The following is a 22,236-nucleotide window of genomic DNA, read 5'->3' on the forward strand; positions in this document are numbered from 1 at the left end:
GCCCGTGGCAGAGCGAGCAAACCGACTCTCCGGGCGGTCGGACAACACGACCCGGCACATCTTCGTCACCGGAGGCGTCGCCTCCTCGCTCGGCAAGGGGCTGACCGCCTCGAGCCTGGGCCGTCTCCTTCGTTCGCGCGGCCTCCGGGTCACGATGCAGAAGCTCGACCCGTACCTGAACGTCGACCCCGGGACGATGAACCCGTTCCAGCACGGTGAGGTCTTCGTCACGCAGGACGGCGCCGAGACGGACCTGGACATCGGCCACTACGAGCGGTTCCTCGACGTCCCGCTGACGGCGCAGGCCAACGTCACGACGGGCCAGATCTACTCGTCGGTGATCGCCAAGGAGCGGCGCGGCGAGTACCTGGGCGACACGGTGCAGGTCATCCCGCACATCACGGACGAGATCAAGTCCCGCATGCGCTCGCAGGCGGGCCCCGAGGTCGACGTCATCATCACGGAGATCGGCGGCACCGTCGGCGACATCGAGTCGCAGCCGTTCCTCGAGTCCGCCCGCCAGGTGCGCCATGACCTGGGGCGCGACAACGTCTTCTTCCTCCACGTGTCCCTCGTGCCGTACATCGGCCCGAGCGGCGAGCTGAAGACCAAGCCGACGCAGCACTCCGTCGCCGCGCTGCGCTCCATCGGCATCCAGCCGGACGCGCTGGTGCTCCGCGCCGACCGGGACCTCCCGGAGTCGACCAAGCGCAAGATCGGGCTGTTCTGCGACGTCGAGCCGGAGGCCGTCGTCGCGTGCGTCGACGCGCCGAGCATCTACGACATCCCGCGGGTGCTCCACGCCGAGGGCCTGGACGCCTACGTCGTGCGCCGCCTCGACCTGCCGTTCCGCGACGTCGAGTGGGCGGCCTGGGAGCGCGTGACGCACGCCGTGCACCAGCCGAGCACCTCGGTGGAGATCGCGCTCGTCGGCAAGTACGTGGACCTGCCCGACGCCTACCTCTCGGTCACCGAGGCGATGCGCGCGGGCGGGTTCGCGAACGACGCCAAGGTCGTCATCCGCTGGGTCCCGTCCGACGAGTGCGCGACGCCCGAGGGCGCCGAGCGCGCGCTGGCCGGCGTGGACGCCGTCCTCGTGCCCGGCGGCTTCGGCGTGCGGGGCATCGAGGGCAAGGTCGGAGCGCTGACGTGGGCGCGCACCACCGGCGTCCCGACGCTCGGCATCTGCCTCGGCCTGCAGGTCATGGTCATCGAGTACGCGCGCACGGTCCTCGGCCTCACGGAGGCGTCGTCGTCGGAGTTCGACCCCGGCACGAAGGACCCGGTCATCGCGACGATGGCCGAGCAGCTCGCGATCGTCGACGGCGGCGGGGACATGGGCGGCACCATGCGCCTCGGCTCCTACGAGGCCGTGCTGGCCCCGGGCTCCGTGGTCGCCAAGGCCTACGGCACCGAGCGGGTCAGTGAGCGTCACCGCCACCGCTACGAGGTCAACAACGCCTACCGCGAGCAGCTCGAGGCCGCCGGCCTCGTGGTCTCGGGCGTCTCGCCGGACTCCTCGCTCGTCGAGTTCGTGGAGCTGCCGCGCGAGGTGCACCCGTACTACGTCGCGACGCAGGCGCACCCGGAGTTCGCGTCGCGACCCACGCGCGCGCACCCGCTCTTCGCGGGCCTCGTGCAGGCGGCCCTCGAGCGCCGCGCCGAGGGCCGGTGACCGGCCCCGGGCACGCCTCGCCGGCGATCGCCGACGCGCGCGTCGAGCGCGCCGTGCTCCGCACCGAGGAGCTGCACGACGGCATGGTGTGGGACGTCGTGCGCGAGACCGTGGACCTCGGGGAGGGCCGCACGGTCCGCCGCGAGTTCGTGCGGCACCCCGGTGCCGTCGCGGTCATCGCGCTCGACGACGACGACCGCGTGCTGCTCCTGCGCCAGTACCGGCACCCGGTCCGCAGCGAGCTGTGGGAGCCGCCCGCGGGCCTGCTCGACGTGCCGGGCGAGGACCTGCAGGTGGCCGCGGCGCGCGAGCTGGCCGAGGAGGCCGACCTCGTCGCCGGCTCGTGGTGGGTGCTCCTCGACTACCTGACGTCCCCGGGCGGCAGCGACGAGGCGATCCGCGTCTTCCTCGCGCGGGACCTCACGCCGGTGCCCGACGCCGAGCGCCATGTCCGCGAGGACGAGGAGCGCGACATGGAGCTGCGCTGGGTGCCGCTGGACGACGCCGTCGCGGCCGTCCGGGCGGGGGCGATCCGCAACCCGTCCGCGGTCAACGGCGTGCTCGCGGCGGCGCTCGCGCGCGCCGACGGCTGGCGGGGCCTGCGGCCGGTCGGCTGAGCCCGGGCCCGAGCCCTCGTCCGAGGGCTCAGGCGGGCGCACCCTCGAGGGCCGCCAGGTCCCGCGTCGCGTAGCGCAGGTGCTCGGCGTGCTCGCGCAGGAGCGTGGTGACGCACTCGCGCACGGTCCGCTCCTCGACGCCGTCGGGCGGCTCGAGGATGCCGCGGCGCGGGTCGTCCAGCACGGCGTCGTCGAGCCTGGCCAGGACCTCGCGGACCTGTGCCCGCCGGTCGTCGTGGACGGCGAGCGCCTCGTCGAACGAGGGGCTCGCCTGCGGGTCCAGGCCCAGCGCGGCCGTCGTCGGTGGAGCCGTGTCCGTCGGCGCGAGCCCGATGGGGTCGTTCGGGTCGGTCCGTCCCCACAGCATCCGGCCGACCCACGAGTCCACCGCGAAGACCAGGTGGCGCAGCGTCTCGACGAAGGACCACTCGTCGTCCACCCGCTCGTGCAGCGCGGCGTCCGGCAGGGTGCGGGCACGGGCCACCGCCTGGGCCCAGGCACGCTCGATCTCGGCCCAGGCGGTCCGCAGCTCCTCGGTCGTGCGGGCCGAGCGCACGAGCGCCCGCACGGGGTGCCGGCGGTCGAGCTCGGCGCGTACGAAGTCGGTGACGTCGACGTCGTCGACGACGACGCTGCCGACGCCCCCGTCGAACCCCGTGACGCGGAAGTCGTCCACCCACGAGCTGGCGATCCGCACGCCCGCGAGGTTGCAGTCGCGGAAGCGCGCGCCACCGAGGTCCGCCCGGCGGAAGTCCGCGCCCCGGAACGCTGCCGTGTCGCTCGTCTGGACGGTCATGGTTGTCCCTCCTCGGCGCCGGCCGGGCGTCGCGCCTGGCTCTCACGGGACGCTAACGGCTCACCCGGACGATCGGCGTCCGGATGAGCCGTCGCCGCCCACGCCGGGTACCCCCACGCCAACGCCCCGCGGGGCGCCGGTCAGGCGCGCACGCGCAGGGCGACCGTCTGTCGTACCTGGGCGATCACCAGCACGCTCGCTCCGAGCATGTGGATGCCGACGAGCACCGCGGGGAGCCCGGTGAAGTACTGGGCGTAGCCGACGAGCCCCTGGGCGAGGGCCGCGACGAGCAGCACGACCGTGGCGCGCCGCGCCCCCGCGTCGGCCCGCCGCAGGAGGACCAGCACGGCCAGGATCAGGGCGAGGTACAGCCACACCGACGCGGCGTGCAGGCGCGCGACCAGCACCGGGTCGACCGCGAACCGGTAGGCGACCTCGTCGTCCCCCGAGTGCGGGCCGGCGCCGGTGGTCACGACGCCGAGGACGAGCACCACGACGAGGATCGGGACGAGGGCCAGGGCGAGCCGGCGGAGCCGCTCGGGCACCGTGGGCACCGGTGCTCCGTCGCCCTCGCGGTCGCGGGCCAGGAGCAGCGCCGAGACGGCGACGAGCGCCATCGACACGAGGAAGTGGACGGCGACGACGCCCGGGTGCAGGTCGACGAGCACCGTGATGCCGCCGACCACGGCCTGGACGGCCACGCCGAGCAGCGGCGTCAGGCCCAGCCAGCGGAACGCGCGCGTGCGGTCCGTCCGCTGCCACACCACCCACGCGGCGGCGATCGCCAGGACCGCCAGGACGCCGGTCAGGGTCCGGTTCCCGAACTCGACCAGCGAGTGGTAGCTGGTGGCCTCGTGCATGACGGGTGCGAACTCACCGGGCTCGCACTGCGGCCACGTCGAGCAGCCGAGCCCCGAGCCCGTCAGGCGGACGGCGCCGCCGGTGCCGACGATCAGCACCTGGGCGGCCAGGTTGGCGATCAGGACACGCCGCCGCCAGGCGGCCGACGGGTGGCGCCACGAGCTCCGGGACGGGCCGGCGGGGGAGGTCGTCGCGGACGGTGCCGTCGTGCTGCTCACGGGTCCACGGTAGCCCGCCGTCGCCCCGCCCCGGCACGGGCCGGGAGGGGTCGCGGCGTGACGCGCGCCTCAGGACCAGCGGAAGGTGCGCGCGACCAGTGCGCTGAGGACCGCCGTCCACACCGCCAGCACCACGAGGGACGACGCGGGGAACGCGCCCTCGGCCAGCGCGGTACGCAGACCCTCGCCCAGGGCGCCCGAGGGAAGCAGGGGAGCGATCTCGGCGAGCGGTCCCGGGAGCATCGAGACCGGCAGGACCACGGCACCGCCCGCGAGCAGGAGCACCCACAGCAGGTTCGCCACGGCGAGCACGGCCTCGGCCCGCAGGATCCCGGCCACGAGGAGGGCGAGCGACGTGAACGCCGCGGTGCCCAGGACGAGGGCGGCCGCGGCGCTGGGCAGACCCGCGGGGTCGGGCCGCCAGCCCAGGGCGAGCGCGGCGCCGCCGAGGACGGCGAGCTGGAGCATCTCGAGCACGACCACCGCGACGACCTTGCCGGCGACCAGCCCGCCGCGGCCCAGGGGCGTCGTGGCGAGGAGGCGCAGGACGCCGTTGCGGCGGTCGAAGCCGGTCGCGATCGCCTGCGACGTGAAGGCCGTCGACATGACGGCCAGGGCGAAGATCCCGGGCACGACGACGTCGACCCGGTCCACCGTGCCGAGGTCGACGAGGGTCGTGCGCGTCAGGACGACGAGGATGAGCAGCGGCAGGACGAGCGTGATGACCAGCTGCTCACCGTTGCGCAGCACGGTCCGGACCTCCGCGCGCGCCTGGGCGCCCACGCGGCGCGCCAGGGGCGCCGCGGTCTGCGGCGTCGTGCCCGCGGCGTCGTGGGGCAGGGTCGCGCTCATCGCAGGGTCCGTCCCGTCAGGTCGAGGAAGACGTCCTCGAGCGTGCGCCCGCCGGTCGACAGCGAGCCGATCAGCAGCCCTCGCTCGGCGGCCCAGCCCGTGACGGCGTGCACCAGGACCGGGTCGGCGGCCGCGAGGACCTCGAGGGTGCCCGGGGTCGCCGACGGCACCTCCTGCACCTCTGCCGGGCGACCGGCGGCGGTGAGCGCGGCGCGCAGCGACGGCGCGGTCCCCGGGGGGTTCACGGTGACGCGCACGACGTCCTGCGCGCCCACGAGCTCCGCGGTCGTGCCCGACGCGATGACCCGGCCCTCGTCCACCACGACGACGTGGTCGGCGAGCGCCTCCGCCTCGGCGATCTGGTGGGTGGTCAGGACGATGCTGGTGCCGGCCGCGCGCAGCTCGTGGACGAGGTCCCACACGGCCAGCCGCGCCTGCGGGTCCATGCCGGCGCTGGGCTCGTCGAGGAACACGACGTCGGGCCGCCCGACGACGGCCGCCGCGAGCGCCAGCCGCTGCCGCTGCCCGCCCGACAGGCGTCGGACCTGCGTGCGGGAGAACGCGCCGATGCCCAGGCGCTCCTCGAGCTCGCCCACGTCGCGCGGTGCCGCGTACATGGCCGCCACGTGGCGCAGCGCCTCGCCGGCCGGCACCGTGCTCGGCAGGCCGCCGTCCTGCAGCATGACCCCGACGCGCGGGCGCAGCCGGCGAGCGTCGCGCACGGGCTCGAGACCGAGCACGCGGACCGAGCCGCCGTCGGGCGAGCGCAGGCCCTCGCAGCACTCGACGGTCGTGGTCTTGCCCGCCCCGTTGGGCCCCAGGAGGGCCGTCACCGCGCCGTGCCGGGCGACGAGGTCCACGCCGTGGACGACCTCACGCCGCCCGTACCGCTTCACGAGCCCGGTGACGGCGACGGCGACGTCGTCCGGCACGGGTGCGGCGTCGAGCGCGGTCGAGTGGGGCACGAGGCGCGAGTCTAGGCGCGACCGCCCCCGCGGGGGCCGCCGCGGCCCCCCGGGGCCCGCTGCCACGGCGGTGACGTCGGTCACGACCGCCGCCAGGTGAGGCCCGCCTTCGTTGCGTGGAAGCAATTGGGCAACAAGGATGTTGCCTATATCGCGGCCGGGCGGCCGCCCGTCGTGCGGCTCGTGCCGGACGGCGCCCAGGCGAGGAGGTGCACGTGCCGGCAGTCATGACGTCGCGACCCGGCCTCGCCGCCGACCCCGGCGCAGCGCCCGGCGCCCCCACCGAGCCGGCCGAGCAGACGACACGTCGGCGCATCCTGCGGCTCGTCGTCGAGGAGGGCCCGGTCTCCGCGGCGGACCTCGCCCGCGGCCTGCGGCTCACCACGGCCGGAGTGCGTCGGCACGTCGCGGCGCTCGAGCTCGCCGGCGAGATCGTGGTCCACGCCGTCGCCCCCGCCGGCGCGCCGCGCCGCGGCCGGCCGGCGCGCCGCTACGTCGCGACCGAGCGCGGCCAGGCCGCCCTGAGCAGCGCCTACTCCGACCTCGCGACCCAGGCGCTCGCCTTCCTCGCCGAGGTGGGCGGGCCGGACGCCGTGCGCGCCTTCGCCGACCGGCGCGTCGCGCTGCTCGAGGAGCGCCTGCTCGCGCACGACGCCGACGGCGTCCTCGCGGCCGGACCCCACCAGGCCCCCGTGACCGACCGCGTCGCGGCGCTCGCGACCGGCCTCGCCGCCGAGGGCTACGCCGCCTCGGTGCGTCCCGTCCCCGGCGGGCGCGCCGTCCAGCTGTGCCAGGGGCACTGCCCCGTCCAGGACGTCGCCGCGCTGCACCCCCAGCTCTGCGAGGCCGAGGCGCGGCTGTTCTCCCGTCTGCTGGACGTCCACGTCCAGCGGCTCTCGACCCTCGCCGCGGGCGGGCACGTGTGCACGACGCACGTGCCGGTCCCCACCGGCGCCACGACCAGCACCCGCACGACCCGGCACGACCGGAACGACGACCACCCAGCAGCATCCGACCGTCCCGCTCCCGGGACCGTGGAGGGAACACGATGAGCGCACCCACCGAGCCCATGTCCACCGACGAGGAGATCATCGCCTCGATCGGCAGCTACGGGTACGGCTGGCACGACAGCGACGCCGCCGGCATGACCGCCAAGCGTGGTCTGTCCGAGGAGGTCGTCCGGAACATCTCGGCGCTGAAGAACGAGCCCGAGTGGATGCTCAAGACGCGCCTGCGCGCCCTGCGGCTGTTCGAGAAGAAGCCCATGCCGAACTGGGGCTCGGACCTGTCGGGCATCGACTTCGACAACATCAAGTACTTCGTGCGGTCCACGGAGAAGCAGGCGACCTCCTGGGACGAGCTGCCCGAGGACATCAAGAACACCTACGACCGCCTGGGCATCCCGGAGGCCGAGAAGCAGCGCCTCGTGGCCGGCGTCGCGGCGCAGTACGAGTCCGAGGTCGTCTACCACCAGATCCGCGAGGACTTGGAGGAGCAGGGCGTCATCTTCGTCGACACCGACACGGGCCTGCGCGAGTACCCGGAGATCTTCGAGCAGTACTTCGGCTCGGTGATCCCGTCCGGCGACAACAAGTTCGCGGCGCTCAACACGGCCGTGTGGTCGGGCGGCTCGTTCGTCTACGTGCCGCCGGGCGTGCACGTCGAGATCCCGCTGCAGGCCTACTTCCGGATCAACACCGAGAACATGGGCCAGTTCGAGCGCACCCTGATCATCGCCGACGAGGGCTCCTACGTGCACTACGTCGAGGGCTGCACGGCGCCGATCTACACCTCGGACTCCCTGCACTCCGCCGTCGTCGAGATCATCGTCAAGAAGAACGCCCGCGTGCGCTACACGACCATCCAGAACTGGTCGAACAACGTCTACAACCTCGTGACCAAGCGCGCGACGGCCGCCGAGGGCGCCACCATGGAGTGGGTCGACGGCAACATCGGCTCCAAGGTGACGATGAAGTACCCGGCCATCTACCTCATGGGCGAGCACGCCAAGGGCGAGACGCTCTCCATCGCCTTCGCGGGCGAGGGCCAGCATCAGGACGCGGGCGCCAAGATGGTGCACGCCGCGCCCCGGACGTCGTCGTCGATCATCTCCAAGTCGGTCGCGCGTGGCGGCGGCCGCACCTCCTACCGCGGCCTGGTCCAGGTCCTCGAGGGCGCCGAGCACTCCGCCTCGACCGTCCTGTGCGACGCGCTCCTGGTGGACCAGATCTCGCGGTCCGACACCTACCCCTACGTCGACGTCCGCGAGGACGACGTCTCCATGGGGCACGAGGCGACGGTCTCGCGCGTCAGCGAGGACCAGCTCTTCTACCTCATGTCCCGCGGCATGGCGGAGACCGAGGCCATGGCGATGATCGTGCGCGGGTTCGTCGAGCCCATCGCGCGCGAGCTGCCCATGGAGTACGCGCTCGAGCTCAACCGGCTGATCGAGCTGCAGATGGAAGGCTCCGTCGGCTGATGGCCGACGCCGCCCCCGTCCCAGCCCCGCAACCCACCCGAGAGGCCCACACCACCGACATGGCCACCGACCTGACGACCGACCACAGCCGGGCCGTCGCCGACGGCGCGCACACGCACGGCACGGGCGGCACGCCCGAGACGTCGCGCGCGGCACGCACGACGTCGTTCGACCTCGCCGCCTTCCCCGTGCCCAACGGGCGCGAGGAGGAGTGGCGCTTCTCGCCGGTCGACCGGCTCGCCCCGCTCTTCGACGCCGACGGCGTCGGCCTCGAGGGCACCGCCACGCAGGTCACGGTCGTCGAGGCGCCCGAGGTCCAGGTCGAGATCGTCGGCCGGGACGACGCGCGCCTGGGCACCGCCGGCAAGCCGGGGGACCGGACCGCGGCGGTCGCGTGGTCCTCGTTCCGGGAGGCCACCGTGGTGACGGTCCCGGCCCAGGCCGTGGCCTCGACCGCGACGAGCATCCGCGTCGAGGGCCTGCCGGTCGCCGACGCCCTCCAGGGCGCCGCCGAGCCGTCGGCCGTCCACCTGCTCCTGCACGCCAAGCCGCTCAGCGAGGCCGTGGTGGTCATCGACCACATCGGCCGCGCGGACCTGACCGAGACGATCGAGGTCGTCGCCGAGGACGGGGCGCACCTGACGGTCGTCTCGATCCAGGACTGGGCGCCCGGCTCCGTGCACGCGTCGTCGCACCGCATCCGCCTGGGCCGCGACGCGAGCGTCAAGCACATCGTGGTGACGCTCGGGGGCGACGTCGTGCGCGTCACGCCGGACGCCGAGTTCACGGGCGAGGGCGGCTCGGTCGAGGCGCTCGGCCTGTACTTCGCGGACGCCGACCAGCACCAGGAGCACCGGCTCTTCGTCGACCACGCCGTGCCGTCGTGCCGCTCGCGCGTGACGTACAAGGGTGCGCTCCAGGGCGCCGGCGCCCACACCGTCTGGGTCGGCGACGTGCTGATCCGCGCCAACGCCGAGGGCACGGACACCTACGAGCTCAACCGCAACCTGGTCCTGTCCGACGGCGCCCGCGCCGACTCGGTGCCCAACCTCGAGATCGAGACGGGCCTCATCGAGGGTGCCGGCCACGCCTCGGCGACCGGCCGGTTCGACGACGAGCAGCTCTTCTACCTGCGCGCGCGCGGCATCCCCGAGGCCGACGCCCGTCGCCTCGTCGTCAAGGGCTTCTTCGCCGAGCTCGTGCAGCAGATCGGCCTGCCCGAGGTCGAGGAGCGGCTCGTCGCCGCGATCGACGCCGAGCTCGAGAAGAGCATGTCCGTCATCCAGCAGGCCCAGGGCGCGCCGGCCCCGGCCGGCCCGGTGGGCGTGCCCGGCACCGTGTCCGACTCCGAGCCCACCGACGTCTCGGCGAACAACCCGGTCATCTCGGCATGAGCGCCCAGCTCGCCTGCATGACGGCCGACGTCGAGCCGGGCACGGCGCTGCGCGTCGAGCTGGAGGGCGAGTCCGGACCCGTCCCCGTCGCCGTCGTGCGCGACGCCGACGGGCAGTGGCACGCCGTGAGCGACATCTGCTCGCACGGCCAGGTGTCCCTGTCCGACGGCGACGTCGACGGCTGCACGATCGAGTGCTGGCTGCACGGCTCGACGTTCGACCTGCGCACCGGACAGCCCCTCGCCCTGCCGGCCACCCGGCCCGTCCCCGTCTACCCCGTGACGATCGACGGCGAGCGCGTGCTCGTCGACATCGACGTCACCGCCAACGTCTGAGGAGAACCGCATGACCACGCTCGAGATCCGCGACCTGCACGTCAGCGTCGAGACCAAGGAGGGCCCCAAGCCGATCCTCCGCGGCGTCGACCTCACCGTCCGCAGCGGCGAGACCCACGCGATCATGGGGCCGAACGGCTCCGGCAAGTCGACGCTCGCGTACTCGCTCGCGGGCCACCCCAAGTACGAGATCACCTCGGGCACCGTGCTGCTCGACGGCGAGGACGTCCTGGCCATGAGCGTGGACGAGCGCGCCCGCGCCGGCATGTTCCTCGCGATGCAGTACCCCGTCGAGGTCCCCGGCGTCAGCGTCTCGAACTTCCTGCGCACGGCCAAGACCGCGATCGACGGCGAGGCGCCGGCGCTGCGCCACTGGGTCAAGGACATGAAGGGCGCCATGGAGCAGCTCCGCATGGACCCGACGTTCGCCGAGCGCAACGTCAACGAGGGCTTCTCCGGCGGCGAGAAGAAGCGCCACGAGATCCTGCAGATGGAGCTCCTCAAGCCGCGCATCGCGATCCTCGACGAGACCGACTCGGGCCTCGACGTCGACGCGCTGCGCGTCGTGTCCGAGGGCGTCAACCGCGTGCGGTCGACCGGTGAGGTCGGCGTCCTGCTCATCACGCACTACACGCGCATCCTGCGCTACATCGAGCCCGACTTCGTCCACGTCTTCGTCGACGGGCGGATCGCCGAGGAGGGTGGCCCCGAGCTCGCCAACCGCCTCGAGGCCGAGGGCTACGACCGGTTCCTGACCAAGGCCTGAGCGTCACGCTCGACCGCACCCGTCCCCACGCCGTCGCTCCGCCGGAGGAAACCATGACAGCCGTTCTCGAGCCGCACGCCGCGGGCTCCGGGCACGTGCTCACCCCGGCGGAGCTGGCGGCCGTGCGCGCCGACTTCCCGCTGCTGACGCGCACCGTGCGGGGCGGTCGCCCGCTCGTCTACCTGGACTCGGGCGCGACGTCGCAGAAGCCCGACGTCGTGCTGGACGCCGAGCAGGACTTCTACCTGCAGCGCAACGCCGCCGTGCACCGCGGCGCGCACCAGCTCGCCGAGGAGGCCACCGAGGCCTTCGAGCAGGCGCGGCAGGAGGTCGCCGACCTCGTCGGCGCCGACGTCGACGAGATCGTGTGGCAGACCAACGCGACCGCGGGGCTCAACCTCGTGGCGTACGCGCTGTCCAACGCGACGCTCGGGCGCGGGGGAGCGGCCTCGCGGCGGTTCGCCCTCGCGCCGGGTGACGAGATCGTCGTCACCGAGACCGAGCACCACGCCAACCTCGTGCCGTGGCAGGAGCTGTGCGCCCGCACCGGCGCCGTGCTGCGGTGGATCGGCGTGGACGACGACGGCCGGCTGCGCACCGACGAGCTGGCCACCACGGTCACCGAGCGCACCAAGGTGCTGGCCTTCACGCACGCCTCGAACGTCACCGGCGCCGTCACGGACGTGTCCGCGTTCGTCGCCCGCGCCCGCGAGGTCGGCGCGCTGACGGTGCTCGACGCGTGCCAGAGCGTGCCCCACCTGCCCGTGGACCTGCACGCGCTCGGCGTCGACTTCGCGGCCTTCTCGGGCCACAAGATGCTCGGCCCGACGGGCGTCGGCGCGCTGTACGGGCGGCGCGAGCTGCTCGAGGCCATGCCGCCCGTGACCACGGGCGGCTCGATGGTCGAGGTCGTCACCATGGAGACGACGACGTACGCCCCGCCGCCGCAGCGCTTCGAGGCCGGCACCCAGATGGTCGCCCAGGCGGTCGCGATGGGCGCCGCGGCGCGCTACCTGCGCGAGCTGGGCATGGACGCGGTCGCGGCGCACGAGCGCGAGATCGCCGCGCTGCTGCTCGACGCCGTCGCGGCCGTGCCGGGCGTGCGCGTCGTCGGCCCGACGGACGTCCGCGACCGGCTCGCGGCCGTGTCGTTCGTCGTCGAGGGCGTGCACGCGCACGACGTCGGCCAGGTGCTCGACGACGCGGGTGTCGCCGTCCGCGTCGGCCACCACTGCGCGCAGCCCCTGCACCGCCGCTTCGGCGTCGCGGCCACGGCGCGCGCGTCCGCGGCCGTCTACACCACGCCGGACGAGGTCGCCATCTTCGGCGAGGCCCTCGCGTCCGTCCGGCCCTTCTTCGGACTCGGGAGCGGTACCGCATGAGCAGCCCGATGGAGCAGCTGTACCAGCAGCTCATCCTCGACCACGCCAAGTCGCCCCACGGGCGCGGCCTGGCCGACGGCTTCACCGCCGAGTCGTTCCAGGTGAACCCGACCTGCGGCGACGAGGTGCGCCTGCGGGTGCACCTCGACGGCGACACGATCGACCGCGTGAGCTGGGAGGGGCAGGGGTGCTCGATCTCCCAGGCCTCCGTCTCGATCATGTCCGAGCTGGTGAGCGGCACGCCTGTCGAGGCGGCCGAGGACCTGGCGGACACGTTCCGACGCCTCATGCATGCGCGCGGCGAGGGCCTCGACGAGGAGTCCGAGGACAAGCTCGGTGACGCCACCGCGCTCACCGGGGTGGCGCGCTACCCCGCGCGCATCAAGTGCGCGCTGCTGGGATGGTCGGCACTGCGCGACGCCCTGATCCAGTCGGGCCGTGCCGGGGAGCCGGCGCCGGACGCGACAGCACGACCCACCGAGGAGGACGCATGACCACCACGACCCCCGGGACACCGGGCCAGAGCCCGATGCCGCCGAACGCCGCGGACGTCGAGGAGGCGCTGCGCGACGTCATCGACCCCGAGCTCGGCATCAACGTCGTCGACCTCGGCCTGATCTACGGCGTCGCGCTCGACCAGAACAACCACGCCGTCATCGACATGACGCTGACGTCCGCGGCCTGCCCGCTGACCGACGTCATCGAGGACCAGTCCGCCGCGGCGCTCGAGGGCGTCGTCGACGGCTTCCGCATCAACTGGGTCTGGATGCCGCCGTGGGGCCCCGAGAAGATCACGGACGACGGCCGCGAGCAGCTGCGCGCCCTGGGCTTCAACATCTGAGCCCTTGGGCGGCGCGCGCTCAGCGCGCGACGCCGAGAGCGTGCACGGGGCCGGCCTGGCCGCCGCCGATGAGGTCGCCGGCGTCGTCGTCCTGCGGACCCAGCCGGGCCGCGTAGACCTCGGCGTCGTCCTGGGGGTGGTAGCCGATGGCGTGTCCCGGCTCGAGGGAGAACCATCGGCGCGTGTTGCGCGAGATGGCCCAGACCACGTGCGCCCCGGGGACGTCGTGCGTCGCCGCGGCGTGGACGAGCCGGACGAGGTCGGCGTGCGAGAGCCACGTGGACAGCGCGCGGGTGCTCGACGGCGTCTCCTCGATCGTCCCGATGCGTGCCAGCGTGACCACGAGGCCGTGCCGGTCGGCAAGGAGCGAGCCCAGGGCCTCCACCGCCGCCTTGCTCGCCCCGTAGTAGGAGTCGGGCCGCGGCGGGAGGTGCTCGACCGGCGTCACCGGCACCGGCCAGGAGCCGACGGCGTGGTTCGAGCTGGCGACCAGGACGTGGCGCACACCCTCCTGAGCGGCGGCCTCGAGCACTACCCGCGTGCCGTCGACGTTCGCGCTCGCGAGCTCGTGCCAGGGCCGGTCGTGCGGGATGCCGCCGAGGTGCACGACCATGCCGGTGCCGCGCACGGCGTCCCGGACCGCCTCGGCGTCCGTGAGGTCCGCCCGGACGGCCGTCTCGCCCGGCTGGGCCGCCATCGGCTCCCGGTCGAGGAGGATCAGCTCGACCCCCTGGGCGCGCAGGATCGGACGGATCCCGCGAGCCGCTCTGCCCGCGGCCCCGGTGATCAGGTACGGCCTCCGTGATCCCACTCGTGCCTCCTTGTCGCGATGATCAGGAGACACGATGTCCGGGAACGACGGTGCTCGCATCCGGGAGGGGCGGGTACGTCGCGACGTCGACGGCGCTCGTGCGTCGCAGTCAGCCGTGGGTCGTCGCCCGGGCGTCATGCCCCGGCGCAGCCGCACGCACGCGGGCCACGGCGAACTGCGCCAGGTCCGCCGCGTCGTCCGCTCCGAGCCGCCGGTCGAGGACGACGGCGACGAGTTCGACGTGGTGCGACGTACCGGCCCCGATCGTCCGGAGGGCGTCCGGTGCGAGTGCGGGCCCGGCGCCGACGTAGTCCGCGACGCGGACGAACCAGGGGTGCACCTCGCCCGGCTGGACGAGCAGGAGCGTGCTCCACGCGTCGCCCGTGTACCGCGCGATCGCGAGCCACGGGGACCGGGAGCCGTGTGCGTCCCCGGTCCCGTCCGCTGTGAGCGTGGTCGTCTCCGCCGCGGGCGGCAGGCGCCAGAAGAGACCGCCGTAGCCTGCGCCGGGCCGCCCGCTCGTCGCCGGGCTCGCGATGACGACGTCGGCGTCGCGAGCGTGCAGGCGGCCCGACCACCCGAGCGCCCACGCCCCGACATCCCCGAGGACGAGCCCGGTGATCCAGCGTTCCTCGAGCAGCTGGTCCGTCCCGTGCTCATCGGTCCACCGCACGTCGTGCGCCAGCGTGGCCCGGTCGTGGCGGACCGACGCCGCCACGATCCGCTGGCGGCCGTGGTTCGACAGGAGCGTCGGGCCCTGGCCTCGGACGAAGGTGCGTCCGCCCCAGTAGGTCGTCCCGTTGACGTCGGGCACGGCCATCGAGACGCCGTAGTGGTGGCGGTGGTCTGCGGGCGTCACCTGCGTCAGGGCGACGCCGCCGAGCGAGTGCACGGGGTGCAGGTGGGGCCGCGGGCTGTGCACGCCCGGCATGGCCACCCCGTCCGCGTACCGGGCCAAGGGCTGGTCGCCGGCGGCGAGCACCCACCCGTCGCCCGCGCGCGTCCAGGTCGCCCGTTCCTCCGGGGCCATCCTGTGGAGGCCGGCGCGGTCGGTCGAGACCGTGGCGAGGCGCCGAGCGGGCGGCACCGGTCCGGTGCTCGACCGTGCCACGAGCTCCGGCATCACGAGGGGCGATCCAGGAACCGCCGTGGGGCGGCGCCGCGGCGGGGTCCGTGGTGCCGGCGACGTCATGAGCCCGTGCAAGAGCCCCCACGCGCGCCGGCCCAGGTCCGCCTGAGGCACGGAGACCGTCGTCAGGGACGGGGTCGTGTACCGCGCGAGCTCCACGTCGTCGAACCCCGCGACCGAGAGGTCGGCGGGGACGTGGACCCCGATCTCGTTGAGGCGCGCGAGCAGGCCGATCGCGACCAAGTCGTTGAAGGCCACGACGGCCGTCGCCCGGGAGGCGAGGACGTCCTCGGTGACGCGGTAGCCGTCGTCGACCGTCGAGCCGCACGGCAGAGTCGTGACGCGCAGTCCGGGGTGCCGCTCGCGGGCCTCGTCGAGCGCCCGGCGGCGTAGCCCTTGCGAGGTGCTGCCGCGCGGACCGGCGACGTAGGCGATCTCACGGTGGCCCAGTGCCACGAGGTGGTCGGCCAGGCTGCGGATCCCTGCGCCGTAGTCGACCTGCACGGTGGGGACGTCCGGTGTGCCGAGGTCGCGGTTGATCAGAACCGCGGGCTGGGCCTGGGCCAGGAGCTCCCGCAGGACGGGGTCGGGGCTGCGGGGGGCGGCGAGGATCAGGGCGTCGCATCTCAGGCGTGCCTCGAGCGCGATCTCCGCCTCCGCCGCCGCGTTCTCCACCGTCTCCGCCACGAGGAACCGGAAGCCGAAGGGCTCGGCCGCGGCGACCGCTCCCCGCAGGATCTGCTGGAACATCGGGTTGCCGAGGTCCGGGACGACCAGGGCCACGGAGTTGGTGCGGCCGAGCGAGAGGCTGCGCGCCACGGTGCTGGGCCGGTACCGGAGGTCCGCGGCGGCGACGCGAACCCGCTCCGCGATGTCGGCCGCGACCGTGGCCTGGCCGTTCATGACCCGGGACACGGTCGCGCGCGAAACCCCTGCGGCGTCCGCCACCTGGGAGATCGTCGGCCCGCTCTTCGCGTGGCGCCGCATCGTGCGTCCCTTCTGCGACGGTGGCCGGGATCGGGGCCGACCGTGACGTCGATGCGCTGGTCACGGGGGCGCGAGGGGTGCGGAGGCCCGACGCCTCCCGACGCCACGTCCAGGAATCGTCTCCCGTGCGCGGCGCGCCCAATCTAGCGACGGGATGCTGGGACCCGGTAGTGGCGCGTACGTCGAGCCGCCACGCGAGGTGCGCTGCCCGCAGCCGTGACCCTGCCCGACGCCGTGACCCTTGCGGGACGGAGCGGCGGTCGGATACCTTCCCGGAAACCGGTTTCTCGTCGACTTCCGACACCACGCTCAACGGAGAGCAGAAGGGCGCGCCGATCGTCCTCGCCGCTGTCCGACGAGCCGGGGGTCGGTACGAGCGGTGCACGGCGCAATCGCGCGACCCGTGGCCCGCGCGCCCCTGTCGCGCTCCGGGAGCCAGTGCGGCGGCTCGGCAGATCGACACGACCGCCCCCGCGACGGCGCGGGAGGCGAAGACCTGGCACACCGAAGGGATCACATGATCAACCGCAGGAACGGAACGGCGGTGGCGTCGGCGACGGTGCTGGCGCTCGCGCTCGCCGCGTGCGGCGACGCCTCGGGCGGTGAGGCCGAGGGCGGCACCGCGCAGGGCCCCATCACGTGGATGACGGTGGTCCACACCCCGTCGACACCGGAGAAGAACGGTCCCATCGAGCGCGCGATCGAGGAGTACACCGGGGTCGAGATCGACGTCCAGTGGGTGCCGGACGCCTCGAAGGAGGAGAAGCTCAACGCGTCGCTGGCCTCCGGGCAGCTCGCCGATCTCGTCACCATGGGGCCGGTGGCGAGTACGCCGGTGCGCTCGGCGCTCGGCTCCGGGATGTTCTGGGACATCGAGGAGTACATCGACGAGTTCCCGAACCTGGCGCAGATCCCCGAGGAGACCATCGAGTCGGCCCGCATCGACGGCGCCCTCTACGGAGTGCCGTACCAGCGGTTCCTGGCCCGCTACGGCGTCATGGTGCGGCAGGACTGGCTCGACAACCTGGGCCTCGAGGTCCCGAGCACGATCGACGAGCTCACCGAGATCGCTCGCGCCTTCACCGAGGACGACCCGGACGGCAACGGCCAGCACGACACGGTCGGGTTCTACGACCGCGAGGAGAGCTTCTCCCTCGCGTTCGAGTCTCTGGCCGGGTACTTCGGGGCCGGGGTCGAGTTCGAGGTCACCGACGACGGCGAGGTCGTCCCGTCCTTCACCACCGACGCCTTCAAGGAGGCGATGGCGTGGTACCGGGGCGTGTACGAGAACGGGTGGGTGAACCAGGAGTTCGTCACCGTCCAGAAGCAGAACCAGCTGGACGGCATCGCGCGCGGCAAGGGCGGCATCATCGTGGCGGGTCTCTTCGAGGCGAAGAACTACATGGCCACGGCCAGGAGCGCCGACCCGAACACCCCGATGGCGTGGGCGCTGATCAACGACCTGACCCACGACGACGTGCCGCGGCGGATCCTCTCCGACACGGCCGGCGGCATGGGGGGTTGGCTCGCGATGCCCAAGAGCGAGGTGGAGACGGAGGAGGAGCTGCGCAGGGTGCTCGGCTTCATCGACGCGCTCCTCGACGAGGAGGCGCACGGCCTCATGACCAACGGCATCGAGGGCGAGCACTACGAGGTCGACGCGGACGGCGTCGTCACGATCACGGACCAGGCGGCGTGGGAGCGGGAGGTGCAGCCGTGGAGCTCGTCTCGTCCGTCCGAGAAGGCGGTGGTCTACGAGAGCTCTGACCCGTACGTCAACGAGGCGAACGAGAAGATGCTCGAGAACGCGGACTACGTGGTCACGAACCCGGCTCAGTCGCTCAGCTCGCCGACCTACGACAGTCGCTGGTCCACCATCGAGCAGCAGGTCATCGACGCCTACAACCAGTACATCACCGGCCAGATCGAGATGGCGGACTACGAGGCGACGATCGAGCGCCTTCGCGGGGAGGACCTCGCCCAGGTGATCGAGGAGCTCACCGCGGCGTACGCCGCGGCCAACGGCTGACGTCGAGGGTGGGTGCCGGCCGCGGGCGGCCGGCACCCACCCGACGGTGGTGCACGACGTGCACCGTCCCAGACCGATCCGAGAGGTGGCGTGTGCAGACGAGCCAGATCCAGGCCCCGGCCGACGGCCGCGCCCTCGCCGGCGAGGCGGCGGGGCCCCCGGTCCGGCCCCGGGCGGAGGGGGCGGCGTGATCACCGGGTTCTCGAGCCGCTCGACGGCACCGACCTGGGACGCCGGCATCATCGCCGGTACCGGCTCGGCCGGTGCCGTTCTCCACGGCGGGCCGGCGCGCCACCTCGTCGACATCTCCCACGAGGAGTTCTTCGGCGAGCTCAACGACCGGCCTCCGGCGCCCGTGATGACCGACGTCCTGCCGGAGGTCCGAAGCCGGCTGCTCGCCGGTGACGCCGCGGGCGCCGCGGCACTGGCGGACGAGGTCGTCGCGGCGTCCGACGTGGGCGACCGACTGGTGTGGACCGACCCGCTGCTCCCCGCCGCGAGGCTGGCCTGGGAGCCGAGCGGCCGCGGTCCGGAGAACACCGACACGTACCGGCGTGCGGTCGACTTCCTGTCCGGCGAGGCGTCGGCGCACTGGGCGACGGCCGCCGGGGTGCATCGGATCGCCGTGCTGCCCGTGCGGGCCGCGGACGTCTTCGTGGTGGAGCTCCGCGCGCCCGGCCCCGTCGACGGCGTCCTGACGCTGTGCCTCAATCGCGAGACCGCGGTCGGCGGACCCGGGAGCCGCGGTGCCGCCTACGCGGCCCGGGTGCGCGCCCGGGCGTCGTCGGACCGCGGCCGCCTGCACCTCCTCACCTCGCCGCGGGGTGACTTCGCCGACGTGGTGGCGCAGACCGTCGTCGTGGCCGGGCCTGGCGTCGAGATGGTCGTGGAGCACGTCGGCGAGGGCGAGGTCCGCGCTCGCGTGTCGGCCGGCACTGGCGTCGCGACGCTGGCGGTCGCGGTCGACGTGCAGCTCGGCGACGGCGCGTTCGACGCGTCCGCCACCGAGCGACGGTGCCGGTCGGTGCTGGGCGAGCCGGCCGCGGCCCGTGCCGCGCAGCTCCGCGACCACGGCGGGCTCGTGGGACGGACCAGTTTCCGCGTCGGCGGCGGCGAGCCGACCCCCGAGCTCGAGGCGCTCGCAGCGGCTGTCCGCCGCGACGAGGAGGGCGCGCACCGGCTCGCGGTCGAGCTCGCCTTCGCCGCCGGCCGGCACACGATCCTGTCGTCGACCGGGGTGCTGCCCCCGACGCTGCAGGGGGTCTGGCAGGGGACGTGGTCCCCGGCGTGGTCCTCGGACTACACGATGAACGGCAACGTGCAGAACGGTGCCGCCGCCGGGGCTGTCGTCGCGGGTTTCGAGGAGGTCGTGCCCGCGATCTTCCGCCTGCTCTCGCGGTTCCGCCACGACTTCGAGGACAACGCGCGGCGCGTGTACGGGCTGGGCGGCTGGCTGCTCCCGGCCCGGTGCACCACCCACGGCCGCGCGGACCACACCAACCACCGCTACCCGCACCACTGGTGGATCGGCAACGGCCCGTGGATGGTCCGGATGGGCTTCGACTACTGGTCGGCCACCGGGGACGACCACTTCCTGCGCGACGTGCTGTGGCCGCTCACGGTCAACGTGCTCGAGTTCTCGTGCGACGTCGTCGTCCCCGGTGCCGACGGTCGCGCGCACGTGGTGCCGTCGTACTCGCCGGAGAACACGCCGGCGGGTGCCGCGACGCCGCTGGCCGTCGACGCCACGAGCGACGTCGCGATGCTGCGGGACGCCGCCCGGCTCGGCCGCCGCATCGCCGCGCTGGTGCCCGGTGCCGACCCCGGACTCGACGCACGCTGGGCGGCGCTCGAGCGTTCCCTGCCGGGTTACCGGATCAGCGACGGTGCGCTCGCCGAGTGGATCGGCGACGGCTTCGAGGACCACGTGCCCCACCGGCACGCGTCGCACCTGTACCCGTTCTGGTACGAGGACGAGGCGGGCGTCGGAACCGCCGAGAGGCTCGCCGCGCTCGAGGCGATCCGTCGTCGCCTCGACTGGCGCGCCGAGGACCCCAGCGGGCCCCCGGGGCGCATGGAGATGGCGTTCGGGCTGGTCCAGCTCGGCGTCGCCGCCGCGCGCCTCGGTTCCGCCGAGATGGCCTTGCGGTGTGCCACATGGCTCGCCGAGCTGCACTGGGGCACCAACGGGGTCTCGACCCACGACGCCGGGGCGATCTTCAACGTCGATGCGTCCGGCGGGCTGCCCGCGGTCGTCACGGCGATGCTCCTCGAGGCGCAGCCGAACGTCGTCACGGTCCTTCAGGCGTGCCCGGACGCCTGGCCGGAGGGCGAGATCACGGGACTGCGCGGCCGCGGCGGGCTCGTCGCGGACCGCCTCGCGTGGACGCCCGACGCGGTGGAGCTCGAGGCGCGGTTCGCACCCGGGACCGAGCGGACACGCGACGGTGACCTGGTTGAGATCCGGGTGGGCGGTGCCGGGCGCCGGACGGTGACGGCGCAGCTCGCCGAGGCGCCGACGCTCCTGCGACTGCCGCGCTGCCCATGACGGTCGGCCGGGTCCCTGCGTTCCGACCGTCCGGACCGCGGGCGTGACCCACCACCTCCGCGGTCAGGCCGGGCGGTAGGCGCCGTGGAAGGTCCAGGCGGGGTCGGCGGACTCGCAGAACACCTGGGACTGCACGGCGAGCGTCCCGTCGGGGGCCCACGCGAGCCGGGCGCGCCAGGTGGCGAGGTCCTCGCCGTGCACGGCGCCGCGCACGTCGAGCGTGTCCGCGCTGGTCCATCCCGCGGTGACGACGGCCGGGGCGGCGGCGCCCGCACGGATGCTGCGGGGTGCGTGGAACCGCACCTCGACGTCGCATCCGTCGCCGGCGGGGCCCACGCCCGCCGCGGAGAGGTGCCCCCCGCGCGCGTCCAGTGCGACGGTCAGCTCGGCGGGTCCAGGTCCGGCCGCCACGTTCACGTAGCGCTCCGTGACGGGACGCGCGTGGGCGGGGTCGTGGTGCGGCGCCGGCCACTCGAGCGCCACCTCCGACGCCGGACCGACGACGTCACGGCCGGTTGCGCGCGCCGCGTCGAGGTGCGCGGCGAGCGGCTCCACCAGGTGCTCGAGGACGTCGTCGAGCAGCCGCTGGTCGCCGCTCGAGCAGGCCTGCGTGTCGGCGGTGACGACGACGGCGAGACGGCGGGCCGGGTCCCCGAGCACGATCTGGCCGCCCAGACCGAACATGAGCCAGCACCCCGGCCGCGGCAACCACAGCTGGTACCCGTAGCCCCGTCGCAGCGACGCGCCCCACGTCTGCGTGGCGGTGTCGGCCTGGGCCCGCGTCGCGTCGCGCAGGTACCCGCGGGGGAGCAGGGCGGCGCCGTCGTGCACGCCGTCGTCGAGCATCAGGTGCGCCAGGCGCAGCAGGTCGCGCGGGGTGCAGATCAGGCCCGAGCCGCCGTGGGCGATGCCCTCCGGGCCGGTGAGGAACCGGAGTCCCGCGCCGATCCCGAGCGGGTCGAGGAGGCGCGGGCGCAGGTACTGCGCGAGCGACCCGCCGGTGAGCCGCTCGACGAGTGCGGCCAGGACGTACGAGGCGCTCGTGTCGTAGGTGAACAGGGTGCCCGGCGGGTGCGTCGGCGTCACCCGGAAGTACGACTCGAGCCAGCCACCCTCGCCCCTGCGGTACGTCGTGGACCGGTGCGGTCCGCGCATGGACAGCATGTGCCGGAGCGTCGTGCCCGCCAGCCACGGGTGGACCGGAGCCATCTCCGGGAAGTGTCCGACGACCGGGTCGTCGAGGCTCAGCGCGCCTTCGTCCGCCAGGATGCCGACGGCGAGGCCGGTGACCGTCTTCGACACCGAGTACATCCGCTGCGGGGTGTCCGGACCGAGCGGGTCGTTCGCCGCCTGGACGACGAGCCGGCCGTCCACGCTGACCTGGACCGTGTGCAGGGCCACGTCCAGCGCGTGCGCCCGGTGTGCGAGCGTCTCGACGAGCGCGCGGGCGAGCGCGGTGAGGCCGGTCATGCGCGCGACGCAGGGAGCCGGTCGATCGCGTCGTCGGTGACGGCCACAGGGTGCTCCAGGTCGGCGGCAGGCAGGGACGGA

Annotated in this window: 19 protein-coding genes; 12 read left to right on the forward strand and 7 right to left on the reverse strand. The window is 73.9% G+C overall.

What is annotated here, in order from left to right:
* The first annotated feature begins 4 nt into the window (after window positions 1-4).
* Both H2O74_RS06815 and H2O74_RS06820 read left to right on the forward strand, forming a co-directional pair.
* Window positions 5-1,675, forward strand: coding sequence for a CTP synthase (locus H2O74_RS06815; RefSeq protein WP_182113693.1), 1,671 nt, complete (start codon window positions 5-7; stop codon window positions 1,673-1,675).
* The gene (locus tag H2O74_RS06820) at window positions 1,672-2,292 is read left to right on the forward strand and encodes an NUDIX domain-containing protein (RefSeq protein WP_255491836.1); all 621 of its coding nucleotides are present in this window, start codon (window positions 1,672-1,674) and stop codon (window positions 2,290-2,292) included. The genes H2O74_RS06815 and H2O74_RS06820 overlap by 4 nt, the downstream gene beginning before the upstream one ends.
* 28 nt (window positions 2,293-2,320) lie before the next feature.
* Here H2O74_RS06820 and H2O74_RS06825 read toward each other — a convergent pair whose 3' ends face one another.
* The 4 genes from H2O74_RS06825 to H2O74_RS06840 all read right to left on the reverse strand — a co-directional run bounded on the left by H2O74_RS06825 (window position 2,321) and on the right by H2O74_RS06840 (window position 5,984).
* Window positions 2,321-3,088, reverse strand: coding sequence for a DinB family protein (locus H2O74_RS06825; RefSeq protein ID WP_182114122.1), 768 nt, complete (start codon window positions 3,086-3,088; stop codon window positions 2,321-2,323).
* A gap of 140 nt (window positions 3,089-3,228) precedes the next feature.
* Complete coding sequence (locus tag H2O74_RS06830) at window positions 3,229-4,167, reverse strand: heme A synthase (protein ID WP_182113694.1); 939 nt, start codon at window positions 4,165-4,167, stop codon at window positions 3,229-3,231.
* Between the two features lie 69 nt (window positions 4,168-4,236).
* A complete protein-coding gene (locus H2O74_RS06835) occupies window positions 4,237-5,019 on the reverse strand; it encodes an ABC transporter permease (protein ID WP_182113695.1) in 783 nt (260 codons plus the stop codon).
* Complete coding sequence (locus tag H2O74_RS06840) at window positions 5,016-5,984, reverse strand: ABC transporter ATP-binding protein (RefSeq protein ID WP_255491837.1); 969 nt, start codon at window positions 5,982-5,984, stop codon at window positions 5,016-5,018. Before H2O74_RS06840 ends, H2O74_RS06835 begins: the two co-directional genes overlap by 4 nt.
* A 215-nt stretch (window positions 5,985-6,199) precedes the next feature.
* On the opposite strand from H2O74_RS06840, the gene H2O74_RS06845 reads away from it, so the two are divergent.
* Genes H2O74_RS06845 through H2O74_RS06880 form a run of 8 tightly spaced genes read left to right on the forward strand, consistent with a single transcriptional unit; the run spans window position 6,200 to window position 13,181 of the window.
* Window positions 6,200-7,036 carry a metalloregulator ArsR/SmtB family transcription factor gene (locus H2O74_RS06845; RefSeq protein WP_255491838.1) on the forward strand — a complete coding sequence of 279 codons (837 nt, stop codon included), beginning with the start codon at window positions 6,200-6,202 and terminating at the stop codon, window positions 7,034-7,036.
* Window positions 7,037-7,053: 17 nt separating this feature from the next.
* Window positions 7,054-8,463, forward strand: coding sequence for a Fe-S cluster assembly protein SufB (sufB, locus tag H2O74_RS06850; protein WP_182114125.1), 1,410 nt, complete (start codon window positions 7,054-7,056; stop codon window positions 8,461-8,463).
* 59 nt (window positions 8,464-8,522) lie between these two features.
* Window positions 8,523-9,857, forward strand: coding sequence for a Fe-S cluster assembly protein SufD (gene sufD / locus H2O74_RS06855; RefSeq protein ID WP_182113696.1), 1,335 nt, complete (start codon window positions 8,523-8,525; stop codon window positions 9,855-9,857).
* On the forward strand, window positions 9,854-10,192 hold the full coding sequence (locus tag H2O74_RS06860) for a non-heme iron oxygenase ferredoxin subunit (protein ID WP_182113697.1): 339 nt from the start codon (window positions 9,854-9,856) through the stop codon (window positions 10,190-10,192). Before sufD ends, H2O74_RS06860 begins: the two co-directional genes overlap by 4 nt.
* A 10-nt stretch (window positions 10,193-10,202) precedes the next feature.
* Window positions 10,203-10,958 carry a Fe-S cluster assembly ATPase SufC gene (gene sufC, locus H2O74_RS06865; protein WP_182113698.1) on the forward strand — a complete coding sequence of 252 codons (756 nt, stop codon included), beginning with the start codon at window positions 10,203-10,205 and terminating at the stop codon, window positions 10,956-10,958.
* Window positions 10,959-11,011: 53 nt separating this feature from the next.
* Window positions 11,012-12,340: a SufS family cysteine desulfurase gene (locus H2O74_RS06870; protein WP_182113699.1), complete on the forward strand. Its 1,329-nt coding sequence runs from the start codon at window positions 11,012-11,014 to the stop codon at window positions 12,338-12,340.
* On the forward strand, window positions 12,337-12,834 hold the full coding sequence (sufU, locus tag H2O74_RS06875) for a Fe-S cluster assembly sulfur transfer protein SufU (RefSeq protein WP_182113700.1): 498 nt from the start codon (window positions 12,337-12,339) through the stop codon (window positions 12,832-12,834). Before H2O74_RS06870 ends, sufU begins: the two co-directional genes overlap by 4 nt.
* Complete coding sequence (locus H2O74_RS06880; RefSeq protein WP_182113701.1) at window positions 12,831-13,181, forward strand: metal-sulfur cluster assembly factor; 351 nt, start codon at window positions 12,831-12,833, stop codon at window positions 13,179-13,181. Before sufU ends, H2O74_RS06880 begins: the two co-directional genes overlap by 4 nt.
* Before the next feature lie 19 nt (window positions 13,182-13,200).
* Here the strand turns inward: H2O74_RS06880 and H2O74_RS06885 are convergent, their stop codons facing one another.
* Entirely contained in the window at window positions 13,201-13,992 is a 792-nt protein-coding gene (locus H2O74_RS06885; RefSeq protein ID WP_255491839.1) for an NAD(P)-dependent oxidoreductase, read from the reverse strand.
* A 109-nt stretch (window positions 13,993-14,101) separates the two neighbouring features.
* The gene (locus H2O74_RS06890; protein ID WP_182113703.1) at window positions 14,102-16,108 is read right to left on the reverse strand and encodes a DUF6807 family protein; all 2,007 of its coding nucleotides are present in this window, start codon (window positions 16,106-16,108) and stop codon (window positions 14,102-14,104) included.
* A gap of 517 nt (window positions 16,109-16,625) precedes the next feature.
* On the opposite strand from H2O74_RS06890, the gene H2O74_RS06895 reads away from it, so the two are divergent.
* Together H2O74_RS06895 and H2O74_RS06900 are read left to right on the forward strand one after the other, a co-directional pair.
* The gene (locus H2O74_RS06895; RefSeq protein WP_182113704.1) at window positions 16,626-18,137 is read left to right on the forward strand and encodes an extracellular solute-binding protein; all 1,512 of its coding nucleotides are present in this window, start codon (window positions 16,626-16,628) and stop codon (window positions 18,135-18,137) included.
* 187 nt (window positions 18,138-18,324) lie between these two features.
* A complete protein-coding gene (locus H2O74_RS06900) occupies window positions 18,325-20,685 on the forward strand; it encodes a glycoside hydrolase N-terminal domain-containing protein (protein ID WP_182113705.1) in 2,361 nt (786 codons plus the stop codon).
* Window positions 20,686-20,748: 63 nt separating this feature from the next.
* Here H2O74_RS06900 and H2O74_RS06905 read toward each other — a convergent pair whose 3' ends face one another.
* Window positions 20,749-22,155 carry a serine hydrolase gene (locus tag H2O74_RS06905; RefSeq protein WP_182113706.1) on the reverse strand — a complete coding sequence of 469 codons (1,407 nt, stop codon included), beginning with the start codon at window positions 22,153-22,155 and terminating at the stop codon, window positions 20,749-20,751.
* Between the last annotated feature and the right edge of the window lie 81 nt (window positions 22,156-22,236).

This window comes from Actinotalea sp. JY-7876 (assembly GCF_014042015.1).
Classification (GTDB): Bacteria; Actinomycetota; Actinomycetes; order Actinomycetales; family Cellulomonadaceae; genus Actinotalea.

Excerpts from the sequence above, each read along its gene's own strand:
- H2O74_RS06825 (WP_182114122.1), bottom strand. The coding sequence starts at position 3,088 with ATGACCGTCCAGACGAGCGACACGGCAGCGTTCCGGGGCGCGGACTTC.
- H2O74_RS06835 (WP_182113695.1), bottom strand. The coding sequence starts at position 5,019 with ATGAGCGCGACCCTGCCCCACGACGCCGCGGGCACGACGCCGCAGACC.
- sufB (WP_182114125.1), top strand. The coding sequence starts at position 7,054 with ATGTCCACCGACGAGGAGATCATCGCCTCGATCGGCAGCTACGGGTAC.
- sufD (WP_182113696.1), top strand. The coding sequence starts at position 8,523 with ATGGCCACCGACCTGACGACCGACCACAGCCGGGCCGTCGCCGACGGC.
- H2O74_RS06860 (WP_182113697.1), top strand. The coding sequence starts at position 9,854 with ATGAGCGCCCAGCTCGCCTGCATGACGGCCGACGTCGAGCCGGGCACG.
- sufC (WP_182113698.1), top strand. The coding sequence starts at position 10,203 with ATGACCACGCTCGAGATCCGCGACCTGCACGTCAGCGTCGAGACCAAG.
- H2O74_RS06870 (WP_182113699.1), top strand. The coding sequence starts at position 11,012 with ATGACAGCCGTTCTCGAGCCGCACGCCGCGGGCTCCGGGCACGTGCTC.
- sufU (WP_182113700.1), top strand. The coding sequence starts at position 12,337 with ATGAGCAGCCCGATGGAGCAGCTGTACCAGCAGCTCATCCTCGACCAC.
- H2O74_RS06880 (WP_182113701.1), top strand. The coding sequence starts at position 12,831 with ATGACCACCACGACCCCCGGGACACCGGGCCAGAGCCCGATGCCGCCG.
- H2O74_RS06890 (WP_182113703.1), bottom strand. The coding sequence starts at position 16,108 with ATGCGGCGCCACGCGAAGAGCGGGCCGACGATCTCCCAGGTGGCGGAC.
- H2O74_RS06895 (WP_182113704.1), top strand. The coding sequence starts at position 16,626 with ATGATCAACCGCAGGAACGGAACGGCGGTGGCGTCGGCGACGGTGCTG.
- H2O74_RS06905 (WP_182113706.1), bottom strand. The coding sequence starts at position 22,155 with ATGACCGGCCTCACCGCGCTCGCCCGCGCGCTCGTCGAGACGCTCGCA.